At 71.4% G+C, this 23,240-nt stretch carries 24 protein-coding genes and 4 pseudogenes; 15 read left to right on the top strand and 13 right to left on the bottom strand.

What is annotated here, in order from left to right; translation table 11 throughout:
* The first annotated feature begins 3 nt into the window (after positions 1–3).
* Together IH44_RS0112340 and IH44_RS0112335 are read left to right on the top strand one after the other, a co-directional pair.
* Positions 4–252, top strand: a complete 249-nt coding sequence (locus tag IH44_RS0112340; RefSeq protein WP_030459534.1) for a type II toxin-antitoxin system CcdA family antitoxin — start codon at positions 4–6, stop codon at positions 250–252.
* A complete protein-coding gene (locus IH44_RS0112335; RefSeq protein WP_030459533.1) occupies positions 249–650 on the top strand; it encodes a hypothetical protein in 402 nt (133 codons plus the stop codon). Before IH44_RS0112340 ends, IH44_RS0112335 begins: the two co-directional genes overlap by 4 nt.
* A 48-nt stretch (positions 651–698) precedes the next feature.
* Here the strand turns inward: IH44_RS0112335 and IH44_RS0112330 are convergent.
* Positions 699–959: pseudogene (locus IH44_RS0112330) on the bottom strand (LLM class flavin-dependent oxidoreductase); the annotation flags it as partial.
* Positions 960–1,079: 120 nt separating this feature from the next.
* Between IH44_RS0112330 and IH44_RS0112325 the strand changes: the two are divergent.
* Both IH44_RS0112325 and IH44_RS0112320 read left to right on the top strand, forming a co-directional pair.
* The gene (locus IH44_RS0112325) at positions 1,080–1,727 is read left to right on the top strand and encodes a DUF433 domain-containing protein (RefSeq protein ID WP_030459531.1); all 648 of its coding nucleotides are present in this window, start codon (positions 1,080–1,082) and stop codon (positions 1,725–1,727) included.
* On the top strand, positions 1,724–2,185 hold the full coding sequence (locus tag IH44_RS0112320; protein ID WP_030459530.1) for a DUF5615 family PIN-like protein: 462 nt from the start codon (positions 1,724–1,726) through the stop codon (positions 2,183–2,185). The genes IH44_RS0112325 and IH44_RS0112320 overlap by 4 nt, the downstream gene beginning before the upstream one ends.
* 65 nt (positions 2,186–2,250) lie before the next feature.
* Here the strand turns inward: IH44_RS0112320 and IH44_RS47935 are convergent.
* From IH44_RS47935 to IH44_RS0112280, 10 genes and pseudogenes are all read right to left on the bottom strand, one after another.
* Positions 2,251–2,426, bottom strand: a pseudogene (locus tag IH44_RS47935) (LLM class flavin-dependent oxidoreductase); the annotation flags it as partial.
* Between the two features lie 102 nt (positions 2,427–2,528).
* Positions 2,529–3,419, bottom strand: a complete 891-nt coding sequence (locus IH44_RS40960; RefSeq protein ID WP_051816814.1) for a hypothetical protein — start codon at positions 3,417–3,419, stop codon at positions 2,529–2,531.
* Positions 3,416–4,120: a hypothetical protein gene (locus IH44_RS0112305; RefSeq protein WP_030459528.1), complete on the bottom strand. Its 705-nt coding sequence runs from the start codon at positions 4,118–4,120 to the stop codon at positions 3,416–3,418. The genes IH44_RS40960 and IH44_RS0112305 overlap by 4 nt, the downstream gene beginning before the upstream one ends.
* The gene (locus IH44_RS0112300) at positions 4,117–4,650 is read right to left on the bottom strand and encodes a WXG100 family type VII secretion target (protein WP_030459527.1); all 534 of its coding nucleotides are present in this window, start codon (positions 4,648–4,650) and stop codon (positions 4,117–4,119) included. The genes IH44_RS0112305 and IH44_RS0112300 overlap by 4 nt, the downstream gene beginning before the upstream one ends.
* A 369-nt stretch (positions 4,651–5,019) precedes the next feature.
* Entirely contained in the window at positions 5,020–5,448 is a 429-nt protein-coding gene (locus IH44_RS0112295; protein WP_051816813.1) for a hypothetical protein, read from the bottom strand.
* Between the two features lie 163 nt (positions 5,449–5,611).
* Positions 5,612–6,136, bottom strand: a complete 525-nt coding sequence (locus IH44_RS42715) for a hypothetical protein (RefSeq protein ID WP_157852288.1) — start codon at positions 6,134–6,136, stop codon at positions 5,612–5,614.
* A gap of 5 nt (positions 6,137–6,141) precedes the next feature.
* Positions 6,142–6,405: a hypothetical protein gene (locus IH44_RS47930; RefSeq protein WP_030459524.1), complete on the bottom strand. Its 264-nt coding sequence runs from the start codon at positions 6,403–6,405 to the stop codon at positions 6,142–6,144.
* Between the two features lie 183 nt (positions 6,406–6,588).
* Positions 6,589–6,819, bottom strand: a pseudogene (locus tag IH44_RS47925) (hypothetical protein); the annotation flags it as partial.
* Positions 6,794–6,889: pseudogene (locus IH44_RS49675) on the bottom strand (hypothetical protein); the annotation flags it as partial. The pseudogenes IH44_RS47925 and IH44_RS49675, both read right to left, overlap by 26 nt.
* Before the next feature lie 33 nt (positions 6,890–6,922).
* Entirely contained in the window at positions 6,923–7,624 is a 702-nt protein-coding gene (locus IH44_RS0112280; RefSeq protein ID WP_051816811.1) for a hypothetical protein, read from the bottom strand.
* 727 nt (positions 7,625–8,351) lie between these two features.
* Between IH44_RS0112280 and IH44_RS0112270 the strand changes: the two genes are divergently transcribed.
* The 11 genes from IH44_RS0112270 to IH44_RS0112220 all read left to right on the top strand — a co-directional run bounded on the left by IH44_RS0112270 (position 8,352) and on the right by IH44_RS0112220 (position 20,661).
* A complete protein-coding gene (locus IH44_RS0112270; protein WP_030459522.1) occupies positions 8,352–9,563 on the top strand; it encodes a hypothetical protein in 1,212 nt (403 codons plus the stop codon).
* A 399-nt stretch (positions 9,564–9,962) separates the two neighbouring features.
* Entirely contained in the window at positions 9,963–11,288 is a 1,326-nt protein-coding gene (locus tag IH44_RS42710) for a hypothetical protein (protein WP_157852286.1), read from the top strand.
* 365 nt (positions 11,289–11,653) lie between these two features.
* Positions 11,654–12,874, top strand: a complete 1,221-nt coding sequence (locus tag IH44_RS0112260; RefSeq protein ID WP_030459520.1) for a glycerophosphoryl diester phosphodiesterase membrane domain-containing protein — start codon at positions 11,654–11,656, stop codon at positions 12,872–12,874.
* A gap of 400 nt (positions 12,875–13,274) precedes the next feature.
* Positions 13,275–13,994, top strand: a complete 720-nt coding sequence (locus tag IH44_RS40945; protein WP_157852284.1) for a hypothetical protein — start codon at positions 13,275–13,277, stop codon at positions 13,992–13,994.
* 34 nt (positions 13,995–14,028) lie between these two features.
* On the top strand, positions 14,029–15,015 hold the full coding sequence (locus IH44_RS0112250) for a hypothetical protein (protein WP_030459519.1): 987 nt from the start codon (positions 14,029–14,031) through the stop codon (positions 15,013–15,015).
* Positions 15,012–15,926, top strand: coding sequence for a hypothetical protein (locus tag IH44_RS0112245; RefSeq protein WP_157852282.1), 915 nt, complete (start codon positions 15,012–15,014; stop codon positions 15,924–15,926). The genes IH44_RS0112250 and IH44_RS0112245 overlap by 4 nt, the downstream gene beginning before the upstream one ends.
* Positions 15,923–16,906 (top strand): hypothetical protein, encoded by a 984-nt coding sequence (locus IH44_RS0112240; protein ID WP_030459517.1) that lies wholly within the window; start codon positions 15,923–15,925, stop codon positions 16,904–16,906. Before IH44_RS0112245 ends, IH44_RS0112240 begins: the two co-directional genes overlap by 4 nt.
* Before the next feature lie 181 nt (positions 16,907–17,087).
* Entirely contained in the window at positions 17,088–18,113 is a 1,026-nt protein-coding gene (locus tag IH44_RS0112235; RefSeq protein ID WP_369794940.1) for an ABC transporter ATP-binding protein, read from the top strand.
* Entirely contained in the window at positions 18,110–19,006 is an 897-nt protein-coding gene (locus IH44_RS0112230) for an ABC transporter permease (protein ID WP_030459515.1), read from the top strand. Before IH44_RS0112235 ends, IH44_RS0112230 begins: the two co-directional genes overlap by 4 nt.
* Before the next feature lie 9 nt (positions 19,007–19,015).
* A complete protein-coding gene (locus tag IH44_RS0112225; protein WP_030459514.1) occupies positions 19,016–19,933 on the top strand; it encodes an ABC transporter ATP-binding protein in 918 nt (305 codons plus the stop codon).
* 11 nt (positions 19,934–19,944) lie between these two features.
* Positions 19,945–20,661: an ABC transporter permease gene (locus IH44_RS0112220; RefSeq protein WP_030459513.1), complete on the top strand. Its 717-nt coding sequence runs from the start codon at positions 19,945–19,947 to the stop codon at positions 20,659–20,661.
* 121 nt (positions 20,662–20,782) lie between these two features.
* Here IH44_RS0112220 and IH44_RS0112215 read toward each other — a convergent pair whose 3' ends face one another.
* Both IH44_RS0112215 and IH44_RS0112210 read right to left on the bottom strand, forming a co-directional pair.
* Positions 20,783–22,051, bottom strand: a complete 1,269-nt coding sequence (locus IH44_RS0112215) for an MFS transporter (protein WP_030459512.1) — start codon at positions 22,049–22,051, stop codon at positions 20,783–20,785.
* Between the two features lie 180 nt (positions 22,052–22,231).
* Positions 22,232–22,951: a FadR/GntR family transcriptional regulator gene (locus IH44_RS0112210; protein WP_030459511.1), complete on the bottom strand. Its 720-nt coding sequence runs from the start codon at positions 22,949–22,951 to the stop codon at positions 22,232–22,234.
* Positions 22,952–23,240: the final 289 nt, after the last annotated feature.

Here is a 23,240-nt window from a genome sequence, read left to right as displayed (position 1 = left end):
TTCATGGCGGCTACCACACGCATCACGGTCACCCTGCCCACGGAGCAGGTGGCCGAGCTGAAGAAGCTCACCGACAACGTCTCCGGCTACGTCGCTGAAGCGGTGGCCCGGCAGATCAGGCACCAACTGCTCGCGGAAGAACTCCGCCAGTACGAGGAACAACACGGCGCGTTCACGGAAGAGGAGCTTGCCGCCGCGCACGCGAGGATTCTGGGGTCGTCCGAGCCTGGCAGTGGAGCGGCTGCCGCGTGAGTGTGCGGATCGAGACCGTCGTGCTGGACTCCCAGGGAATGTCCGCCTGGATCTCGCAGGACCGGGGCGTGCTCGCGATGATCAAGGCTTTCCACTCGATGGGGGCCGGCCTGGTCATCGGCGCCAACACCATCGTGGAGATCTCGCACGCCAGGGCGAACACCGCCCGACTGAACTGGGTGCTCTCGCAGGTCAGGATCGAGCCCGTGACCGAGCACGCGGCCAGAGCCTCGGCAGCACTCCTCAAGCAGGCCGGTCTGCACGGCCACAAGTACGCCATCGACGCCACCGTCGCCGAGATGGCACTCCGTCAGCCAGGTCCGGTGGCCATGCTGACCTCGGACATCGACGACATGGCCAAGCTCTGCGGCGACCGGGTCCGGCTCATCGCGATCTGAGCCGACGGCAGGTCAGGGCGTTCATGGCCGCGTTCCCGCAGGTCAGTGCGTGATGGGTGAACGAGGCTTGACCGAGGTCACCAGCGTCCCCAACCGGATCCGCTCCGTCGCTGCCGTCGTCAACGTCGGCACCGACCCGAACCACGGCTCGTCCCGGGAGCTCCGCCAGCTCAGGTGGCCGTACGTGTACGCCGCGTGGAAGCCGAGTTCCTCGGCCCGCTGCCACACCTTCTGCCCCTCGGCCCACCGGTGGATGGGGAGGATCACCGTGCTCAGCCGCGTACCGCCGACCCTGCGCGTCCGCCGCATCGGCGATCCGATCTGCAGCGGGTCGCTGAGTCGGGTGAAATCGTGGCAGTCAGGCCGACCCTACGAGAGCATGAAGTACGGTTCGGTCGACTGCCGAACGGAGCCAGGGAGGTGCCGCAGTTGTCGTACGAGCCGAAGCTTGCTGCCGCGCTGTCCGGCGCCACCCTGCGCCAGTTGTCGCACTGGCGCAGGACCACAGCCGCACGCGGAGCCGTGCTGGTTCCGGAACTTTCAGCCTCTCGGCCGATCCTCTACTCCTTCCGGGACGTCGTGGCCCTCCGCGCGTGCGTCCATCTGCGCCAGGACACTTCGCTCCAGAAGATCCGGCGTGCGCTGGACACCTTGCGCGACGATCTCAACGAGCACGAACACCTGTCGCGCTACCGGCTGGTGGCCAGCACCGACACCATCTACCTGGCTGCGCCGGATCACGCCGTGGACCTGGTGCAGAAGCGCGGCAACCTGGTCATCCACGAGATGGTCGACGTACTCGCCCCGTTCTACCGCAATGGCCGCCAGATCCCGAGCCTTCTGCAGCCCAGAGAGCATCTGTCTGTGGATCCGCTGGTCCGTGGCGGCGAACCCGTGATCGAGGGAACGCGTGTCCCGGCTTCGGAAGTCGCTGCCCTGCTGAAGGACGGTGTCCCACCGGAGTCGGTCAGGGACTTCTATCCCGGTGTCACCGCGGCAGCTGCCCGCGACGCCGCAGACTTCACCGCCTACGTGGACAGTTACTCGGATGAAGGATTCCGGCAGGCTGCCTCTTGAAAATCCTGCTCGACGAGAACGTCCCCCTGCCTTTGGCACGCATGGCCCAGCTGCTGCTGAAGCAACACGAACTTCAGCACGTGGCAGAGATCGTCGGCTGGGCGGGCACCAAGGACATCGAGCTCTACGCGCGGGCAGCCTCAGCAGGCTTCCAGGTCGTGATCACCAACGACACCAAGCAGATGGCTCGCCCGCTGGAGGTCGTGGCGATCGCCGAATCGGGGCTGCACAGGACCGAGTACCGCCACAATCACAAGCACGGGGGCCTCGTCGGCTTGGGCGCGGCTGTCGCCACCGTCTGCGCCGGCCTGCCACACGCGCTGGCCGAACTCGAGCGCTCAACAGGCCAACTTCTGCTGTCTCTTACTTCGATCGACCCGTCGCATCAGAGCCGCCTGCGAATCGTGAATCCCGCCGCAACCCCTCCGAAGCACTGGCCTGCTTCCGGGGGCGCGTGAGGAGCGGGCCGTTCGAACGAGCTCCGCGCCGAACGGGCGCAACCGCGGGTCTCCCCAGCTCAGGCCGTGATGGGTGAACGAGGTTTGACCGAGGTCACCAGCGTCCCGAGCCGGATCCGCTCCGTCAGCTCAGGTGGTCGTACGTGTACGCTGCTTGGAACCCCAGCTCCTCGGCCCGTCGCCACATCTGCTGCCCCTCGCTCCACCGGTGGATGGGGCGGATCACCGTGCCCAGCCGCATGCCGCCGACCCTACGCGGTTCAGGAATTGGGCCGGGCGGCGCTCGCGGCCGTTCCTGGTGACCGTGTCAGCGTCAAGTCCGGACCCGGGCGCCGTACCGATCTCACTCTCCCGAGAGCGGCCATGGCACCGGGTCCGGCCGGCGCTGCCACCACCAGCTCCGCAGCGCGATGTCGAGTCGTGAAAGGCCCAGGACCTCGCTGAGTGCCGCACCCTTGTCGTCGACGGTGTGTTCCCGGAAGAGCTCGTCGACCCGGGCCAGCGCTGCCGTGAACCGGGCCGCGGTCTCACCGGTGAGTTCGGCGGCCGTCTGCACCAGCTGATCCCGGAGCCCGAGGTCCTCCTGGTAGAAGTCGACCGGGTACCAGCCGTCCGGCGGCCAGGCCGTGGAAATGCGGACAGCAAGTCCCTCCCAGGCGCCCAGCCGGGTTCGGGCGTACCACTCCGCCTCGCTCTGCCTCTCGCTCTCGGGCGTTCCTCGTGCGGCGAGCCAGGCACTGAACGCCTCGGTGACGGGCGTGGGGACCCGGTGCTCCCGGATGACCTCGGCCTGGCGGTCCACCGGGACGTCCGGGAGTTCGGGCACCGGCCGTCCCACCGCGTCGATGGTGAAGGTCGCATCCTCGTCATCCGACTCGTACAAGCGCGCCCGGGTGAGCAGGCCGCCGGGGGCGGCCAGCCAGTAGGCGCTCGGCAGCGGCTCCGCTGCGGCGAACAGCACTGGTTGCCCCAGCCTCCCGGCCAGCGCAGCTGCCAACCGCTCCTCGGCCGGGCGGGCGGGGTGATCGTCGGGGACATGGATGTCGAGCGACCAGGTGACATCGCCGTGGACCTGCTCGTAGGTGCAGCTGACGGTTGCGTCCCAGTTCCGGTTGTCGTAGTCGTCCGCGTCTACGACATCGACATCGTCGGCTGGCCGACCGAACTGCTCCGCGAGCACGCCGACGACGCTGTCCCGCTGCAGCGAGCCGGTGAGAAACAGGTTGTACGTCATTTGTGGGTCCCGTGGTAGACGGCATGAGCCTTGGTGATCACGTGCGGGTTGTCGCGGAACCGGGGGTCCCTGGAGAATGCCGGAACCTTGGACGGGTCACCGTCGGCCTTGGCGAGCTCCTTCAACGCTGCGTATTCGTTGCGGTCCATGTTCACGATCCCGACGCCGGAGTCCGGAAAGACGGTTCCGTGCGGCTCGACACCATAGCTCCGACCGTTGATCTCGTAGCGCTGGGTCTGCGCGTTCCAGTGGGCTCGTCCGGCTGCGATCTGAGCGACATCGTCATGGACCGCGCTCTCGTATCCCCTGAGAATGACACTGTTCTCCCCCTTGACCTGACCACCCTTCACACCGGCGAGCGTGTGTCGCCGGTGCGGCGGATTGAGGCTCTTGCCCCGCGCCGCACCCGCGATACCGTCCACTACGGGCCATGGCGGTCCCTCCGGCTTCGCACCGTGCGCCGCAGACGAAGCCTTGGCGGACAGGGCTACCGGTCGGACATCCTCCTGCCCCCGATCCAAGATCTTCTTGAGCTCGGCTGCGTGCTTCGCCTCGGCCTCGTGGACGTTCTTGGCGACCTGCTTCATGTTGTCGCCGGCCTTGCGGTAGAAGCCCTTCAGCGCCTTGCCGGCGTCCTCGGCCAGCGTCTTGCCGAGCTTCTGTGCGGCGTGCTCCAGTGCCTTGACGATCTGGTTGCTCATTCGAAGCCCACCCCCGCGATCTTCGACCGGAACACCTGGGCGTGCCCGGCGACGGTCTCGGCGTGGTCGTGCGTCATCCGCGCGTGCTTCTCCAGCCCGTCCGGGCCGATCCGGAATCCGGGGCCCCCGCCCCCGCGGCCGGACACACCGAGGACGGACCCGGCTGCCTGGAACGCCATCCCGGACACCGCGCTCGCGACCGTCGCGGCTGCCAGGGCGATCAGTTCACCGATCGTCTCGACCTTCATCCCGACGATCACATCCGCCGCGATGTCCAGGGCGTCCGCGACCACGTGGCAGGCCTGGATCAGCTCGTTGAAGTGCTCGTCCGAGGCGGACGCCCACTTCGCCAGCAGCGCCTCGTACGGCGCCCCCTCGTACGCCTGACCCAGCCGCTGGATCGTCTGCGTCGACTCCTGGTGCGAGCCCTCCACGTTCTGGGCGAACTCCCGGACGTGCGCGGCGAACTCGCGCACCTTGTCCTCGTTCACCGTCGGCCAGTCGATGCCGAAGAACGACAGCAACTCCACATCTTCGCACGCTAGTTCGTCGCCATGCCAAGCCCTCCCCCGAAGACGAACGCACGTTTGCCCGACCGTAGTCAGGGGCGCCGGTCAACAGGCGGGCTTTTCCCAGTCTTGACCATGGACGGGCAGCGTCCGCTTCCGGACGGGGCACGGATCGGCGGTCGGTTCCGGCTCGGTGCCCGGGCAAGCGCGGGGCGAGGGCGACCGGAATCGAGCGCATCCAGGCCGACCGCGCCGCCCGCCCTGCCGACTCGGCTCCGGGCCACCGCGGCGTTGCTCAAGCAGGGGCGGGCTGTACAGCCGCAAGTACGCCACCGTCGCCGCCGTCAACGTCGGCACCGACCCGAACCACGGCTCCTCCTGGAAGCTCCGTCAGCTCAGTCGGCCCTCGATTCCCTCCAGCACCGTCAACCGGACCAAGGTCCATCGCAACCACCAGGACAGCTGCCGGAACGGGATGAACGTCAGCGCAGCCCTGATCGCCGTGTCCGCTACGCCTCCCAACTCTTCCTTTCGCAGTGCCGCGTAGATTCCGGGAGTCAACCGGCCCGAAGTTCGGGCGAGGTCGCCGGCGGCCACGCCCGCCAGCTGCCGGCCCTTGAATCGGGTGGCTCCCAGGGCGCGCTCGACCCTCGCCGCGACGGCCTCGAAGTCGTCGCTCGCGAAGACCAGTTCGATGGCCTCGGTACCGATGTCGGAGTCGTCCCGGTCGAGGGTGGCACCGACTGCGGCCGGTCGGGGATCGATCCCCTCCGGCGTGCGGTCCGGCATGGCCGACGTGCTGTCCTCTGCTTCGTTCACCCTGCGTCGCTCCGGTACGTGTATGACCGCTGCTGAAGGACTGACTGCGAGGTGCGGAGAGTCTGGCCGGTGAGGCGATGGGGGAGGGAGGCCAGGGGCCGTCGGCAGATCGAGAGCTGTCGACGGCCCCTGGTGAGGTCGACATATGGCCGAGCCCCCGCCGTCAGTCGGACCGTGTGAAGTCGGCGAGCGTCAGAGCGGCGATCGGGCCGCCCTGGTACCCCGTCACATCTCTTATGTAGGGACGGCCTTCCGGATGACAGGCGCAGAAGGTGACGTTGGCAGTGGCCGGTACGTCGTCGTCCTCGTCCTCGTCGTCCGGCAGTGAGAGGGACACGTAGGCCACCGCACCGGGATGGCCGGGAGTCGCTGCTGCCGACACCAGGCCGGCTCGAGCCCAGGCGAACGAGCGGTGCAGCAGGCCGATGACCCTCTCGGTCCCGGCATCGGGCAAGCCGTCGGCATTCACCCCTCGTCCGTTGACCCGTCCTTCGAGACCAGTGGGGTCGGAATCGTCGAGCGAACCGTGGTAACCGTCGAGAAGCTCCGGAAGGAGCCAGGCGCCACCGCCTGTCCGGTGCCACGTGGCGGACAGGGCTTTTGGCACTGCACCGGGCGCGGACCGGTCCGACAGAGTCGCCGGGGCGGCGTTCCCGAGCAGCGCCGCCATCTCCTGATTGCTTTCCATGCCCCTCATTCTCCCAGCAGTCTCAGGCCCTTTTTGATTCCGTTAAGGAATCCCCGGTTGGTCGAAAAGCGCTTCTCGAGAGCCCTGGGCAACCCGTCGAACCGGCCGGTCTCGAAGTCGTACTGGTATTTCGCCTTCTTGTCGCCCTCGTCCTGTACGTACAGTTGACCGGGGCGGCCTCCCGAGTCGGGATTCTCGACGTCGATCCGGTACTGGCTCTCCAACCACATGGTCTTGCTGATCGTCTGGGTGCCGTTGGCACCGATCATGCCCTTCTGCGGAACGCCGTAGTGCTGGTGCCAGTCCTGGCTCCGTTGTGCGACGGCATCCGGATGGTACGGGTCACCACGGAAAGCCGGTTGCGAGGTGTGGCCGCGCCGCGGGTGCGGCGAGAGACCGAGCGGGTCACTCCACTGGTGCGGGTTGTGGATGTATGCGTCGGGGTTCGGCGTCGCATCCAGGCCGAGTGGATCGGGCGTGATGAACCCTGCGGTCTCGGGGTCGTAGTACCTGAGGACGTTGTAGTGGAGTCGGCTTCCCCGGGGCGAAGTACTGCCTGGGGAAGCGCAGCGGCGTGTACGTGGTGCTGTCGGATGGCCAGGTGGTGTGGGCCCCAGAGGACGGGGGTCGGGTCTTCTGGCGGAGCGTGGTGCGTCCGGCGGCGTCGTACTCGTAGCGGACACGACCGGCGGTGGTGAGCTGGGTGACCCGGCCGGCTGCGTCGAGTTCGAACGTCCGGTGACCTGCCGACAGGTCGTCGGTGCCGCTGACCCGACGTCCGCGGCGTCAGTGCAGGGACTCGAACTCGGGCACCCCGCTGGGGAAGTCCTCGGGGAGGATGCTCGACCGGATCGAGCCGCTGAGCAGGCCCAGGAGGATTTCGGTCGAGTCGCCGATCAGAATTTCCTGGGCGAACTGGCGCGCGGCGACCAGGAGGGTCGGCCACTGGTCGGGGGCGCCGGTGGGAATCCAGAAGAACGAGTCCCCGTTGTGGGTGCTCGCCCAGTGGATGAGTTCCTCCGGCCCGCATTGGTATTCGGCGATTCGAGCCCGGACGTCGGGGATTTCCTTGCCTGCCAGGATCGCGGCCGATTCCTCGGTCCGGAAGTCGATATCAAGGTACTTGTCGGGCCAGTTCGGAGCGTAGACGACGATGAAATCGTCGAAGACCCCGGGGCCGTAGTGGTGGGTCAAGGTCACGTGACCGGGAGGAATGCGGATGTCGGACGCAACTGTCTGCGTCTCGGGTACGGGAACGACGGAAGGGGGCGGGCAGAGTGAAATGAGCTGTTCGAGTGGGGTCATGATGCCGGCACCTCGGAAATTCTCGATCATCTGGTCGAAGCTCCAGCCGAAGTCGTCCACCGCTTCGAGTTTGATGTGACTCGATACGTCACCGCCGTTATGGTACAGGGGCGTTGAGTTCACGATGACGGTTCTATCGGAATGTCGGACGTGATCGACGATCTTTCCCCCGGCGTCGCTCATCTCGCCGTTGGTATTCCCGAGATCCTGGGCGACGATGTTCCGTGCGGATCGCATCGGGAATTCGGGTTTTCGACATAGGGAATAGTGATTGGGGGCAGCCACCAGGCCCCGCGGGTCCGGGGAGGTGCAACGGGCGCTCCCCGGGGCGAAGTACTGGCCGGGGAATTGGAGCGGGGGCATAGGTGGTGCTGTCGCTGGGCCGCGCCGTGTGGCCCCACAGGGTGCGGGTGGCTCGTCACGCGATGACGTCGGTGGCGGGGCCGACCAGCTCGGTCGGAGTGCCGATCAGATCGGTGACGATGGCGGTGAAGTCGGTCTGCTCGACCACGGTGGTGCCGCTGTCGGCGAGCCGCTGCTTGCCTGTTCATCGGCCGAAGGGGTCGTAGAGGTCGCGCCACCGGGTGCCGTCAGGAGTGCTGACCTGACGTCCTGCTCAGGCTCTGCCATCCGCGCATCGCGGTCGAGTCGATCTGAACACCCGCACCGACCGACCGTCTTGCCGCGTCCCGGCAGTTCAGGCCGCGGTGGGTGAACGAGGCTTGACCGACGTCACCGGTGTCCCCCACCGGATCCGCTCCGCCGTCACACCTTCTGCCCTTCGGCCCACCGGTGGACGGGGAGGATCACCGTGCCCAGCCGCATGATGCCGACCCTGCGTGTGCGCACGGTTGAGTGAGGGTCCGCCAACTCGTGGTGATTGCATTCGCGCCACCGCTAGCGTGGCGGCATGGACACCGCCGTGCTCCCGCTCCGTGATCTCATCCGACGCAGCGCCGAGTTGAAGGGGGAGTTGGTCGCCTTCGCGCAGGGCGCGCGCTTCGACCGGTGGCTGACCCCGTTGCTGCTGGAAGCCGCCGGCCCCGAGCGGAGACTGGACGAGACCGAGGCGATCCGGATCATCGACCACTTCATCCTGCGGTACCGCCTGGCGGACGGTTCGACCGTGGTGGACAGGTTCGTCGCCGGGCGGCGGGACCTGACGGAGGTCGAGCGAGAGCTGCTGCTCGGCTGGCGCGACCCGGTCGAAGGGGTCTTCGAGGTCCGGCGCAAGGACGGGGGTGCCGTCGTACTGCTGAACCTGATCGACGACCTGGAGTACCGCACGTACTCGAACGTCGGGCCAGCGGCCTTCCACGGCGTGTCCGGGGGCGGGTTCCTCCTCACCTGTCTGGTGCCCCTCTGCTCGGCCGAGGGGACGTGGCTGGTCTCCGGGGCGATGGAGCACTACCCGAAGTCCAGTGCCACCGAGATCGCCCGGGCCGCGGTGCAACTGGCGGCCGGCCGGCCCGAGTTGGTCTTCCGCAACCCGGAGAAGATCGAACAGGGCTGGCAGCAGATGCGGGAGGACCGGGCCGCCTTCGTGGAGTTCTGCGGCAGCGACGAACTGGTCCTCTCCGCCGCCGCAGCCGAGGACCTTCTCAACGCCTACTACCGGCACCGGCAGGAGGCCACCACTGCCGCGCACCCCGGCCGTGCACGGGGCAGGCGGCTGCCGGGGCTGGACTTCCCGGCGTTCGAGCTGCCGCCCGACCTCGCGGACGCGGACACCGTCGGCGTCATCTACGACGCGATCGACGGACTGAACTTCTACGCGGACTACGGGATGCTGCGAGACCTGTTCGCCGACCCGGACCTGACCGGCCGCAGGAGGCACCAGGACCTGTTGCGTACGTACCTGCGCGAGGAGTCGATCGCACCACTGCCGATCCGCCGCCTTGCCGCTGCCCACCCGGAGACGGCCGACACGGTCTTCCGGAGGTTGCTGCGCAAGCCCGGATTCACCTGGGCCGAGCACGGTGAGGAAATGCTGCGCGGACGCAAGCCCCGGTACTACGCGCAGGAGCCCAGGCCCGGCGTCTCCGTGATCGGCGAGCGCCTCGGCGAACTCGCCGCGGGCGGGCGGCGGATCCCGAGGGTGCGACACGGATCGCGGCGGTGATCACCAGAGCTCAAGTGCAGGGCCCCGAACCGGCGGTGGTCCGCGCCCCGTGGCTGAGACCCGGGTGGCACTTCACGCAGCCGATCAGCCGCGGGCCGTCGGTGAGGTGCGCTGCCGAGCGTGCGGCGTCGTTCCAGCGGACCAGGGCCCATCCGAAGCGCCGGTGGCAGAACCGCGCCACCGTGCCGCGCGCCTTCCGCCTGCCCGGAGGCGCTGCCGGAACCGGGCCTGGCGGCCGGTGGGGGCGGGTGGGGGCGGGCAGGTCAGTGGCCTTGGGGCGGAAGGGAATTCCGTTCACGATTGGTTCGGGCTTTGGACTACGCTACAGCCGCGCGTAGGGGGGACCTCGCGCCGTCGTCGCGGTCGAGCCGCGGCCATTCGACTTCGAGGAAGACACAGATGCGCACTGCCACGGGTGCTCCACGTCGCGTTCTGAGTGCCGGGGTCGCGGTCGCGGCCGTCGGGGCCGGGGCGTTCGCCTTCGCCGCGGGGGCCCGGGCGGAGGTGCAGCCGGTGACGTTCCAGTTGAGGGACCTGGTGATCCAGCCGGGGGAGTCGGATCGGCCGCTGGCTCCCGGCGGGGGCGTGTACGGGATCGCGGACGGCACGTGGGTGTTCGCGGTGAGTGCGAAGCCGCTGATTGATGCCGGTGCCGCGCTGGAGCTCCCGGCGGGGTTGAGCGTCAAGGTGGGTGCCGGGTCCGGGAGTTCGGCCTGCACGGCGGTGGCGGGTGCGGCCGGCGTGTACAGCTGCGACTCCACTCCGCCGAACGTCTACTCCTCGCCGCTGATCGGCGCGTCCGACGCGGCGAAGGACGGGACGGTCGCCTACTACGGCGCGGTCTTCGTGCCGCGGGGCGGGAGCGTCGCGGACGCGGTGGCCGGGGTGAAGACGTCGGGCAGCAGGCCGGCCGACGGGCCCGCGAGCGTGCAGGCCGCGAGGATCACCGTGGAGACGCCCGACCACGTGGCCCGGAACACGCTCCGGCTGACCACCCCGGACCTGCCGGCCGGCGGGACCGTCACCCAGCAGGTGCAGGTCCACGCGGTGGACCCGGGCAAGCTCCAGCTCTTCTTCGAAAGCGCCGCGGGGCAGCCGAGTTGGCCCTCCTTCCCGACGTCGGTCGGAGTGAAGGTGGCCGATGCGGCGGCGGCCCCCGCGGGCTCCTGCCGGCACGTGACGAGCGAGCTCAACTCGCCGACCACGATCATCTGGTGCGACCTCCCCGCCGGGGACAGCACCGTCTCCTACACCCTGGCCGCCCAGCCGGAGCTGGTGAGCTGGAAGGTGGACGTCCGGGCCGAGTACCAGGTCCTCACCTGGGGCGCCGGCAACCCGGAGGCGCACGGGACGTTCGCCTTCCTGGGCACGACCCCCGCGCCGACCGCCTCCCCGACGGTGACGCCCACCGACCCGGGGACCACCCCGGACCCGACGGCCACCCCGACGCCCACCGTCCCGGAGCCCCCGGCCCCGACCACCGCCGCCGCGACCGTGACCGTCACGGCCACCCCGGCCCCGGCCGGCTCCCCGTCCGCGACGACGGCCGCCCCGGCCGCACTCCGCCCCGGTGGCGGCGACGACGGCACGCTGGCCAGCACCGGCGCGGACGACCTGACCCCGACGCTGGGCGGCGGCCTCGCCCTGGTGTCCGGCGGCCTGCTGACCCTGGTGGCCCTCCACCGCCGCCGGGGCACGCACCGCCGGCGGCGCGCGCACCACTGACGGGGACGCGCATCACCGACGGGGGCGCCCGCCGCTGACGGAGGGCGGGGGATGCCCGCCGCTGACGGAGGGCAGGGGATGCCCGCCACCGACCCCGTCGCGCGGAACGGCCGTCGACGGCCCGATCAGTGGGGTGCCTCGGTGGTGGTCCGAACCGGGCCCTAGGCTCGACGGCGGAGCCCGAACGACGGGACCGGAGGCCTCTTGGAGGGGTGCGGATGAGCGGGGACGGCGGCGGTCCGGGTCAGCAGCAGGGCGGTGGGCAGCCGTACGGGCAGGGTGCTCCCGGGCAGGGGGGCTGGCCGGGGTACGGGCGGCCCGGGTGGAACGGCGGCGGCGGGTGGGGGCAGGGCCCCTGGGGGGCCGTGCCGGTCGCGCCGAAGCCCGGGGTGCTGCCGCTGCGGCCGCTCGCGTTCGGCGAGATGTTCAGCGCCGTCTTCGACACCGTGCGGCGCTACTCCGGCGCGCTCTACCTGCCGCTCGCGGCGGTGACCGGCGTCCTGGCGGTGCCGATGGTGGTGGTGTCGGTGCTGCTGGCGGGCCGGCTCCGGGACGCGTTCGAGGCCCTTCCGCAGGCCCCGGACGAGCCCACCGGGGATCAGCTGTGGGCCCTGTTCTGGCCGTTGATGGTGATCTTCGGACTGTTCCTGCTGCTCGGGATCGTTCAGTACGTGGTGGCCGGGCCGCTGGCCACGGTGGTGCTGCGGGCCGCGACCCTCGGCCGCCGGATGACGGCCGGTCAGGCCTGGAAGGAGGCCCGGCAGCGGATCGGGGCGTCCGTCGCCTCGATGGCGCTGCTGTACGGGCCGCTGCTGGTGCTGAACGTGCTGCTGGTGGGCCTGGTGGTGCTGCTCGGCGTCGCCACCGGCAGCCCGGCGGTGTTCCTGCTGATGTTCCTGCTGAGCGCGCTCGTCGGGCTCGGCGGCTTCTACGTCGTGGTGCGGCTGGCCCCGCAGATCCCGGTGCTGGTGCTGGAGGACAGCACCGCGAGGGCGGCGATCGGCCGGGCCTGGCAGCTCAACCGGGGCAACTGGTGGCGCAGTTTCGGCCTCACCGCGCTGGTCACCCTCATCGGCCGGATCGCGGTCGGGGTGATCAGCTACCCGCTCACGATGATCCTGTCCGTGGCGGTGCCGCTCACCTCGATGGACCTGCAGAGCGACTCCTCCCGGGTCGAGTTCGGCGACGGCACGATGACCTTCCTGCTGGTCGGCTACTCGCTCGTCATGCTGCTGGGCGTGCTGGCCACCGGCCCGCTGGTCCCGCTGGTCAACGGCGTCCTCTACATCGACCGCCGGATCCGCAACGAGCGCCTGGACATCGCGCTGGCCGAGGCGGCCGGCATCCACTTCGCCGAGGCCTACGGCTACGCGCAGCAGCCCGCGCAGCCCGCGCCGTCCGCCCAGCCCGCCCCGTCCGCGCCGTACGGGCAGCAGCCCGCCGCGCCGTCCGCGCCCGTCCCGGCCCAGCCCACGGGCCCGGCCGAGCCCGCCGCGCCGACCGCACCGACTGCCGCTCCGGCCACCGGTTCCGCCGCCGGACCGACCGCCGCACCGAACTCCGAGGAGGGCCCGGCCGGGCAGTGAACCCGACCTGATTGCGGTTCAGTCACGGGCTGTCCGATTGGCCGTGGATTACGGCGATTGGTCGGCGGAACCGTGTTGTTGACGGCCACACGGGTCTCACATAATTCGTGCACCGCGCGATGACGAACGCGTTCGGGCCGACCGGGGGGACGGCCCGTTCCGCTGCGCGGGCAGCCATGTGAACCCTGGGGGGAGACCCTTGTCCGTGCCCGAACCGCCCGCCGACCCGGAGCCAACCCCGGCCCCGGAGCCAACCCCGGCCCCGGAGCCAACCCCGGCCCCGGTCCCGGCTCCGACCGCCCCGCCCGAGCCGCAGCCGCAGCCGCAGCCGCAGCCCGGGCCGACGCGCCGACTGCCCAGGGCGGTCGGCGTCGGGCTGTCGGTGGCCGGGCTGCTCGCGGTGACCGCGGCCAGCGCGGCCGTCACCGTCGCGGTGGGCCGCCCCGACCGCCCCGCGCACCCCGCGGCCGCCGCCGCGCCCCCGTCGACCGGTCCCGGTTCCGGTGCTGGCGCCGGCGCCGGCCAGAGTCCCAGCGCCAGCCCGACGCCGACCCCGCCGCCCGCGCCGAGCCCGACCCCGACGCCGACGGTGGCCCCGCGCCCGTCCAGCACCCTGCAGGGCAGCGTCTCGGGCGGCAAGCACAGCGGTGACCTGCGGTACTTCCTGCTGCCGGTGCCCGACGACGCCGACCCGTACGGCTCCCCGGACGGCGCGATGATGAGCATGGACGACCTCCAGGCGCGGTACAGCAAGAGCGTCGACCTGAAGGGGATCCTCGACTCCTGGGGCTTCAAGGACGCGGCCACCCGCACCTACCGCACCCGGGACGGGAAGACCGAGGTGCGGACCGACCTGCGCCGCTTCGGTCGGACCGACCGGGCGCAGGGCTTCGCCGACAACACCAGCTTCGACCGGTCCTCGTTCGGCATCGACGGCGTCCCGAATGCCAAGGGCTACGTCTTCAAGCCCGAGCAGCAGGCGTACACCGGTGAGCTGGTCGGCATCGGCGTGGTCGGCGACGTGGTCTACGAGGTCACCGTCGAGGTGCAGGGCGACCCGGACAAGGCGCTGCTCTTCGACGCGATGAAGCGTGCCCGCGACCACCTCGCCGACGGCTGACGGACGTCCCGAACCCTCTTCCCAGGAGCACCAGTTGAGCACCGAATCCGCGGACGCGGCGGAGCCCGGGACGGCCGCCGCCGCCGAGCAGGCCCCCGCGCCGCCGACCTCCGCCCCGAACCCGTCCGCCCCGCCCGCCCAGGGCCCGCCGCCCGCCCAGGGCCCGTCGGCCGCCCCGAACCCGCCCGCCCCGAACCCGTTCGCCCCGCCGGCCCCGTTCGTGCCCGCGTCCGGGTCCCCGTCGGCGGCCGGGAACCCGTTCGTCCCGCCGGTCTTCGGCGCCGCCGGACCCGACCTGGTCGAGTCGGGTGCCGAACCCGCCCGCCGCAGGCGGAGGCTCGGCGCGGGCGCGCTGTTCCTGACCGCGGTGCTGGCCGGCCCGGTGATCGGTGCCGCGGTCGGCTACGCGATCCAGTCCTCCCGGCCGCCGACGCCGCTGCCGGCCCTCACCGCGCCCAAACTGACCTACCCGGCCGAGCGGGTGGACGCCGCGGCGCTGGCCGCCGCCGGCCCGCCGCCGCTGAACATCGACGGCGACCTGCGCCGGCTGCTGATCGACCGTCCGGCGGGCAGCACCGACCGCACCGACGGGGACGGCGACGGCTGGCTGTCCGCGGCCGACCGGGCGGAGACCTTCGGCGACAGCGAGGACATGTTCGTCGAGATGCTCGGCAACGGCTTCCGCCGCGCCGCCACCGTGCGCTGGAAGAGCGGCGACGACACCTACCGGGTGATGCTGGTGCAGTACGTGCCGGAGTCCGTGGTGAAGGCGATCACCGGCATGGTCCCGGGCGGCACTTCGGACATGGACGTCTCGAAGTTCCCCGGCAACGACGAGAGCGTCCTGCTGGTCGCCAAGCAGCCCTACACCTACGCGCGCAGCACCGAGACGTACTACTACGGCGAGGCGATCGCCCGGAAGGGCACCGTGCTGATGACCGTCCAGGTCTACGCCAAGAACCCGGTGGACCGGGCGCAACTCGAAGACATCGCCAAGCGCCAGTGGGAGCGACTCGCGTGACCGACATCGAATCCCCGCTCCCCGGCCAACCACCAGCAGCCCCTGACCAGCCGTCAGCAACCCCGGACCCGCAGCCGGACCCGCAGCCTGGCCCGCAGCCGGACCCGCAGCCTGGCCCGCAGTCGGACCTGCAGTCGGACCCGCAGCCTGGCCCGCAGCCGGCCGCCCCGGCGCGGGCCCGTCGGCGGGCGCCGAAGGCGGTCGCGGCGGTGGTCGCGGCGGCGCTGCTCGGCGTCGGCATCGGCGAGGTGGTCATCCGGGTGCACTACGGCGACGAGCCGGCCGCCCCCGCGGCGGCCGCCGCCGCCCCCGCGGTCCCCGCGCCGTCGGCGAGCACGTCCGCCCCGTGGGGCGCCAAGTCCGACGGCACCCACGTCGGCAGCCTGCGCGACCTGCTGCTGCCGGTGCCCGACGGGTACCGGCTGGGGCCGGACTACAAGAGCCTCGGCAACGACGGCGAGTTCGTCGGCGCGGACCTGGACCGGGCGCAGGAGGAGATGCTGGCCGAGGTCCCGGAGAAGTACCGGGCCCGGCTGAAGGACGCGCTCTCCACCCTGCACTTCACCGGTGTCGGGGTGCGCAGCCTGACCCGGTTCGACAACCGGCTGACGGCGGCGCTGAAGCTGACCAGGTTCGACCAGCAGGCGGTGTCGGAGCAGAACGCGCTGTTCGGCGCGCTGGTCGACGACAGCGACCTGTTCCGGCGCGGGCCGGACGTGCCGGGCCACCCGGACGCGCGCTGCGTCCTGCCGGCGCTGCGGGCGGGCGACCAACTCGACTACGTGACCTGCTACTCGGCGGTGGGCGACCTGCTGGTGCAGCTGCGGGTCGAGGGCGTGGCGCCCATCGACCAGAACAAGGTCGTCGACCTGTTCCGCCGGCAACTGGACCGACTGGGAGTCTCCGCATGAGCAGCGACACCACCCCGCCCCGGCCGGGCACCCCGACCCCGACCACCGCCGAGGCCCCCGCGCAGCCCGTCCCCGCGCAGCCCGTCCCGGCTCCGGGCGCTCCGGCTCCGGGCGCTTCGGCCCCGGACGCTCCGGCCCCGGACGCCTGGGCGGTGCAGGCGAAGGCCGACCGCCGCCGCCGGTGGCAGGTCGGTGCGGCGGTGCTGCTGACGGTGGTGACCGGGGCGGCGACCGCCGTCCTGGTGACCCTGCCGGAGCGCACCGACGTCCCGGGCCTGGCCACGCCGAACGACGGCCGGTACGCGTTCCCGGAGCTGACGCTCCCTCCGCTGCCGGTCGGCGCCTCGGCCCCGTCCGACTACAAGGTCAGGACCCACGCGGCGGACCTGCGGGGCCTGCTGCTGCCGCCCCCGAAGGGCGCGGTGGCCGCCACCCCGCCGGCGTCCACGTCTCCGTCCCCGACGGCGTCCCCGTCACCGTCGGCGTCCCCGTCCGGCAGCGGCACCGCGTCCCCCGCCGCCGTCCCGAGCCTGCCGCCGGTGGCGGGCCGCTGGGTGCCGTGCGACCGCGACGCGATGCTGGCGGCGGACGACGCGTACACCCTGCGGCTGACCACGGACGCCTGCCGGGGCGCGGCGGCGCAGGGGTGGACGGCCGCCGACGGCACCCGCACCGAGTTGCGGCTGCTGCACTTCGGGACGGGCGACGAGGCCGCCGACTTCTTCGCCGGCGCGCTCCGGATGACGTCGTCGAAGGACATCGCGTCCTGGCACCTGGACGTCGACGGGAAGTACCCGGTCGCCTTCGGGCAGGTGGACGTCCGGCTCTCCGACGCGCAGGCCGGCGGGATGCCCACCGGCCGGATCGGCTGGGTGCAGAGCGGCGACGTGGTGGCGGTGGTCCAGCTGACCAATCCGCGGGGCGTCCCGCTGCAGGCCTTCCGCCAGGTGGTCGCGCTGCAGAGCGGCCTGCTGGCCTGATCCCGACCGGCCGCAACGGCGGTCCACCGCCGCGGCGGTGACGCGCCGTCGGCACCCGGGCTCCCGGCCCGTCCCCCGCTACCCCTAGGGGGCGGGGCCGGGGGGTCATCCCGTGGGGGGAGGAAAGCCCGGCTCCCCAGCGCATTCCGCGAGGTGGTGGTGCACGGCTACGTTGATGACCGTGTCCACAGTCATCAAGACGGACGGCCTCACCAAGAGGTTCCCCCGGGTCACCGCGCTCGACCGGCTCACCGTGGAGGTGGAGCCGGGCGTGGTCGGCCTGGTCGGGGCGAACGGTGCGGGCAAGTCCACTCTCATCAAGATCCTCCTCGGGCTGTCCCCGGCCACCGAGGGCACCGGACAGGTGCTCGGCCTGGACATCGCCACCCAGGGTCCGGCGATCCGCGAACGCGTCGGCTACATGCCGGAGCACGACTGCCTGCCGCCGGACGTGTCCGCCACCGAGTTCGTGGTGCACATGGCCCGGATGTCCGGCCTGCCGGCCGCCGCGGCCCGAGAGCGCACCGCCGACACCCTGCGCCACGTCGGCCTGTACGAGGAGCGCTACCGCCCGATGGGCGGCTACTCGACCGGCATGAAGCAGCGCGTGAAACTGGCCCAGGCGCTGGTCCACGACCCGCAGTTGGTGCTGCTGGACGAGCCGACCAACGGCCTCGACCCGGTCGGCCGGGACGAGATGCTCGGGCTGATCCGCCGGATCCACTCCGACTTCGGCATCTCGGTGCTGGTCACCACCCACCTGCTGGGCGAGCTGGAGCGGACCTGCGACCACCTGGTGGTGATCGACGGCGGCAAGCTGCTGCGCTCCTCCTCCACCGCCTCGTTCACCGGCAGCACCCAGCTGCTCGCCGTCGAGGTCACCGACCACCCGTCGGACCGCACCTTCGACGCCGACGCGGTGCTGACCGAGCGGCTGACCGCGGCCGGCCTGACCGTCCGCGCCGACGGCAGCCGGATCCTGCTGGTGGAGATCACCGGCGACGAGACGTACGACACCGTCCGCGACACCGTGGACGACCTCGGCCTGGGCCTGATCCGGCTGGAGCAGCGCCGCCACCGGGTCGCCGAGATCTTCAGCACCCGGTCCGACGAGGACGAGCACGGCGAGCACGGCGGACCCGGGCACGGGCAGGAGCACGGGGCCGCCGCGTACCAGGCCGCGGCCGCAGGAGGCGAGCAGGCATGACCACCCCCGCCGACGCCCACAGCGGCGTCATCCACGACATCGGCTACCGCCCGTACACCGGGCCGCGGTTGGGCCGCCGGTACGCCACCCGCTCGCTGTACGTGCAGAGCCTGCGGGCCGCGTTCGGCCTGGGCCGCTCCGGCAAGTCCAAGGTGCTGCCGTTCCTGCTGCTGGGCGGGATGGCCGCGCCGGCCCTGGCGATGCTGGCGATCGCGCTGTTCGCGCACCTGGACAAGATGCCGATGGACTACGCCGGCTACCTGGCCTCGTTCTCCGTCCTGCCGCAGATCTTCCTGGCCGCGCAGGCCCCCGTGCTGATGTCCCGGGACCTGCGGCACCACGTCGTCCCGCTGTACTTCTCCCGTCCGGCCACCCGCGGCGACTACGTGGCGGCCAAGTTCGCCGCGATGTTCAGCGCGCTGATGATCGTGCTGGCCGCCCCGCTGCTGCTGCTGTTCATCGGCGCGCTGCTGGCGAAGTTCCCGTTCGGCGACAACCTGGTGCACCTGCTGTACGGCCTGTTCGCCGCCGTCCTGTACGCGCTGCTGTACGCCTCGCTCGGCCTGCTGATCGCCGCCGCCACCCCGCGCCGCGGGTTCGGCGTCGCCGCGATCATGGGCACCCTGATGATCACCCAGGTGCTGGCCTCGATCGTCTACGCGCTGAACGGCGGCTTCGACCCGGTCCGGCAGGACTCCGCCTCCTGGGCGTTCGTGATCTCCCCGTCCTCGCTGGTGGAGACCCTGGTCAACCAGCTGTTCGGCCTGGGCGACAACGGCGCCGTCAACCTGCACGCCCCCGGCGGGGCCGGCGCGGCGGTGTTCGCGGCCGTGCTCGTCGCACTCACGGCCGGCGGCTACGCGCTGATGCTGCGCCGCTACCGGAACGTCTGAGAGGCAGCCATGGCCGTCATCACCATCGACAAGGTCTCCCGCTGGTTCGGCAACGTGGTCGCCGTCAACGACGTCACCATGACCATCGGCCCCGGCATCACCGGCCTGCTCGGCCCCAACGGCGCCGGGAAGTCCACCCTCATCCACATGATGAGCGGCTTCCTCGCGCCCTCCTCCGGCACCGTCGCCCTCGACGGCGCCCCGATCTGGCGCAACCAGGAGGTCTACCGGGAGATCGGCCTGGTCCCGGAGAAGGAGTCGATGTACGACTACCTGACCGGCTGGGAGTTCGTCCTCGCCAACGCCGAACTGCACGGCCTGGCCGACGCCGGCGCCGCCGCCGAACGGGCGCTCGCCCTGGTCGAGATGGAGTACGCCCAGGAGCGGCAGACCGGCACCTACTCCAAGGGCATGAAGCAGCGCGTCAAGATGGCCTCCGCGCTGGTCCACGACCCCTCGGTGCTGCTGCTCGACGAACCGTTCAACGGCATGGACCCGCGCCAGCGCCTGCACCTGATGGAACTGCTGCGCCGGTTCGGCGCCGACGGGCGCACCGTGCTGTTCTCCTCGCACATCCTCGAGGAGGTCGAGCAGCTCGCCCGGCACATCGAGGTGGTGGTGGCCGGCCGGCACGCCGCGTCCGGCGACTTCCGGGAGATCCGGCGCCTGATGACCGACCGCCCGCACCGCTACCTGGTGCGCTCCAGCGACGACCGGCAGCTCGCCTCCGCGCTGATCGCGGACGGCTCCACCGCGGGCATCGAACTCGACGCCGCCGAGAAGGCCCTGCGCATCCAGGCGATCGACTTCCAGGGCTTCACCACCCTGCTGCCCAAGGTCGCCCGGCAGGCCGGCATCCGCCTGTACACCGTCTCCCCGGCCGACGAGTCGCTGGAAAGCGTTTTCTCGTACCTGGTCTCGTCCTGAAGGGCCCACCGATGAACACCACCGTCGCCCGGCTCACCGCGCGCGGCCTGTTCGGCCGCCGCCGGGTCCTGATCCTGCTGGCCGTCCCGGTCCTGCTGCTGGTCCTGGCCGTGATCGCCGCCAACAGCACCCTGGACAAGCTGGACCTCGCGCACAACGTGCTGGGCAGCCTCGCCCTGGGCACCCTGGTGCCGATCACCGGACTGATCGTCGGCACCGGCGTGATCGCCACCGAGATCGAGGACGGCTCGATCGTCTACCTGCTCGCCAAGCCGCTGCCCCGCTGGAAGATCGTCACCACCAAGCTGGCCGTCGCCGTCGCCAGCACCTGGCTGCTCGCCGCCGTCCCCACCTACGTGGCCGGCCTGATCCTGTACGGCAGCGGGGACGGCATGGCGCTCGGCTACGGCGTCGGCGCGCTTGCCGCGGGCGCCGCGTACAGCGCGCTGTTCCTGCTGCTGGGCGTGCTCACCCGGCACGCGGTGATCGCCGGCCTCGCCTACGCGCTGATCTGGGAGAGCCTGATCGGCAACTACGTCGAGGGCGCCCGCACCCTCTCCGTCCAGCAGTGGGGCCTGGCCCTGACCAAGGCGGTCGCCGCCGACGGCACCGTCATCGCCCCCGTCGGCCTGGCCACCGCGGTCTGGCTGCTGATCATCGTCGCGGCGGGCGCCACCGCCTTCGCCTCGGTCAAGCTGGCCGGGCTCACCCTCGGCAGCGAGGAGTAACCGCGGGCTGCGGGCTCTGGGCTTCGAGCTCTGGGTCACGGGTTCCGGGTCACGGGCCCCGGGCACGCGAAGGGGCGGGAGAGGTCACCGAACCTCTCCCGCCCCTTCGCGTGCCCGCCCGCTACACCGTCCGGTTGCGGCCCGCGCCCCAGCCGGCCACCGCCGCGACCGCGGCCAGCACCAGCAGCACCAGCAGCGTCGCGTCCCAGCCGCCGGTCAGCTGGTGCAGCGCACCCGCGCCGACCGGGCCGGCCGCCGCCACCAGGTAGCCCACCGCCTGGCTCATCCCGCCCAGCCGGGCCGCGCCCAGCACGCTGTCGGTGCGCAGCACGATGAACGCCAGGCCCAGGCCCAGCGAGCCGCCCTGCGCCAGGCCCAGCACCGTCGCCGAGAACCACGCCCCCGACACCGGCGCCAGCAGCAGCCACAGCACGCCCGCACCGTTCAGCGCGGCCATCACCAGCGCCAGACCGCGCTGCCGGGTCATCCGGCCCGCGAGCAGCGGCACCAGGAACGCGCCGGCCACCTGCACCAGGTTGCTGAACGCGAACACCAGGCCCGCCTCGCCGCGCGGCATCCCGTGGTCGGCCAGGATGGTCGGCATCCACGCCACCAGGGTGTACACCAGCAGCGAGGAGATGCCCATGAACACGCTGATCTGCCAGGCCAGTCCGGACTTCCACGGGCTGGTGCCGGCCTCCTTCGACAGCGCCGCCGGGGCCGCCTGCGTCGGCACCTTCACCGCCACCGCCACCGTCCGCTCCTGACGGGCCTTCAGCACCTGCGGCAGCCAGGCCACCGCGGCGACCAGCGCCAGCACCGACCAGGCGCCCAGCGAGGCCTGCCAGCCGCCGCCCAGCGCGTGCTCCAGCGGCACCGACAGGGCGGCCGCCATGGTCGCGCCGACCAGCATGGTGGTCGAGTAGACGCCGGTCATCGCCGCCGCCTTCTGCGGGAACTCGCGCTTCACCAGGCCCGGCATCGACACGTTCAGCACCGCGATCGCCACCCCGATCACCACGCAGCCCGCGTACAGCGCCGTCACCGACGGCAGCACCCGCAGCAGCACCCCCGCCCCCAGCGCCAGCACCGCACCCAGCACCACCCGCTCGGTCCCGAACCGCCGGGTCAGCCGCGGCGTGAGCGGCGCGCCCACCCCCTGGAACAGCACCGGCACGGTGGTGATCAGCCCGCTCGCGGTGGCCGACAGGCCGAAGGTCCGCTGGATCTCCACGACCATCGGCGACACCGCCGCCAGGCAGGCCCGCATGTTCAGGGCCACCAGCACGATCCCGACCAGCAGCAGGACGGGGTGGGCGTACTTGGTGGCGGCGGTTCGGCGGCCGACCTTCGGTTCGAGGGCGGGCTGCACGGCACGGGTGACCGACATGGCGGGGCTGACTCTCTGTACGGGGGTGAAAGAAAAGTGAAAGGGTGTAACGGAACTGACGGCCCATCACAAAAGCGTCAACGCATCACGTTCGCGACGGCGCATCACGTCCGCGATAGCACATCACGTACGCGGCAATGCATCGCGCCGGTGACACCGCATCGCCGGACCGACCGGGCGTTACTTCCGCGCGGCGATCTCGGCGAGCAACTGCTCCACCGCCGCCGTCGGCTCCGCCAGCAGCGCCCGACAGGCCGCCTCGGCCCGCTCCGGGTCCCGGCTCTCGATCGCGTCGACCAGCGCCGCGTGGGTGGCGATCACCACCTCCGGCATCTCGTGGTCGCCGAACGCGGTGCGCATCGACTCCCGCACCGAGGCCCCGAAGTACCGGTACACCTCGGTCAGCGCCGGATTGTGCGCCGCCTCCACCACGGCCGTGTGGAACTCCAGGTCGTGCTCGACGGTGGCCTCCCGGCCGGTCCGCTCCGGGTGCGCCGCCATCACTGCGGCCTCCCGCTCCAGCGCCGCCCGCATCCGGGCCAGGTCCTCCGCGGTGTGCCGCTCGGCGGCCAGCCGGGCCGCCTCGGTCTCCAGCGCGGCCCGCACCTCCAGCACGTCCCGCACCCCCGACCGCTGCACCCCGCGCAGCACCGCCGCCGGATCGCTCGTCGACCGGACGAACGTCCCCTCCCCCTGCCGCGACACCAGCATCCCCGCGTGCACCAGCACCCGGATCGCCTCCCGCACCGTGTTGCGCCCCACCTGCAACCGCTCCGCCAACTCGTGCTCGGTCGGAATCCGCGCCCCCACCGGCCAGACCCCGGACGCCAGTTGCTCCCGCAGCTGCTCGATCGCGGCATCCACCAACGACCGCCGCCCCGCCGCCTGCAACCCCTCCACGCCCGGACTCCTCTCCGCACTCACCGATCGGCCGACCGACCGACACCAGTCATCCTACAACCTCTTGCCCGGTCATCCTACAACTGACCGGCCCGCCGGGGCTTGGGGTGCTTCTTCACGATTTATCGGGCCATGGGGAGGTAATGCCAGCGATTTCCGAGAATCGAGAATCGAATATTCTTCGATCTCTCCCGGAATTCGGATTCCGCTGTGCCCTGGCGCTCGGTGGGCTAGTCTCCTTGTCGGCGCCGGCACGGTGCCGGTGCGAAACGGTTCAATGGGGGTAGAG

Source organism: Kitasatospora sp. NRRL B-11411 (genome assembly GCF_000721345.1).
Taxonomy (GTDB): domain Bacteria; phylum Actinomycetota; class Actinomycetes; order Streptomycetales; family Streptomycetaceae; genus Kitasatospora; species Kitasatospora cineracea.
The sequence above is the reverse complement of the archived record's forward strand: the minus strand, read 5'-3'. Positions and strand labels throughout refer to the sequence as shown.